Source organism: Spirillospora sp. NPDC046719, from assembly GCF_040645715.1.
In the GTDB taxonomy this organism is placed as follows: Bacteria; Actinomycetota; Actinomycetes; order Streptosporangiales; family Streptosporangiaceae; genus Spirillospora.
Genome location: NZ_JBEYYT010000937.1, coordinates 1 through 1,102, shown reverse-complemented (window position 1 = coordinate 1,102; position 1,102 = coordinate 1). Strand labels below are relative to the sequence as shown.

Below are 1,102 nucleotides of genomic sequence, written 5' to 3'. Positions count from 1 at the left end.
GCCGACTGGGAGGACCTGCGCGACGCGGGCCGGGCCGTCAAGGACGCGACGCTGCTCGCGCTCGACGCGCATCTGGAGGAGCTCGAGCGGGCCGTCACCGAGGCGGGCGGCCGCGTGCACTGGGCGGCCGACGCGGCCGAGGCGCGCCGGATCGTTACCGGCCTGGTGCGGGCCGCCGGGGCGTCCGAGGTCGTCAAGTCGACGTCGGCGGTCACCCGGGAGATCGGGCTGAACGGGGCGCTGGCCCGCGCGGGCGTCACGGTCCGGGAGACCGGGTTCGCCGAGCTGGTCGCCCGGCTCGGCGAGGACGACCCGGCGGGGCCGGCGTCAGCGGCGCCCTACAGCGACCGCGCCCGGATCCGCGAGCTGTTCGTCCGGCGGCTCCCCGGCGCCGCCGGGGGTCTGTCCGACGATCCCGCCGCGCTCGCCGAGGCGGCGCGGCTGCACCTGCGCGAGCGGTTCCTCGGCGCGCGCGTCGCGGTCACCGGCGCGAACTTCCTGGTGGCGGAGACCGGCACGGTCGTGCTGCTGGAGTCGGAGGGCAACGGCCGGATGTGCCTGACGCTGCCGGACACGCTGATCTCCGTCGCCGGCATCGAGAAAGTGGTCCCGACCTGGGCCGACCTGGAGGTGCTGCTCCAGCTGCTGCCGCGCTCGTCGTCCGGTGCGCCGATGACGCCGTACGTGTCGTCGTGGACGGGCGTCACCCCGGGCGACGGGCCCCGCGAGTTCCATCTCGTGCTGCTCGACAACGGCCGCACGAAGGCCCTCGCCGACGAGGTCGGGCGCGCCGCGCTGCGCTGCATCGGCTGCTCGGCCTGCCTGAACGTCTGCCCCGTCTACGAGCGGACTGGGCCGGCCCCGTACGGGCCGGTCCGCGCCGGGCCGATCGGCGCGATCCTCACCCCGCAGCTGCGCGGGGTGGAGCGGGCCGCCGAGGCGTCGCTGCCGTTCGCCTCGACGCTCTGCGGCGCCTGCGCGGACGTCTGCCCGGTGAAGATCGACATCCCGGAGGTGCTGCTCCAGCTGCTGCCGCGCTCGTCGTCCGGTGCGCCGATGACGCCGTACGTGTCGTCGTGGACGGGCGTCACCCCGGGCGACG

General features: G+C 76.1%; 1 protein-coding gene. It reads left to right on the top strand.

Annotation, left to right across the window (positions count from 1 at the left end; all coding sequences use genetic code 11):
* Window positions 1-1,102, top strand: a 1,102-nt coding sequence (locus tag ABZ914_RS51700) for an LUD domain-containing protein (protein WP_500201859.1), incomplete at both ends; no start/stop codon positions are given.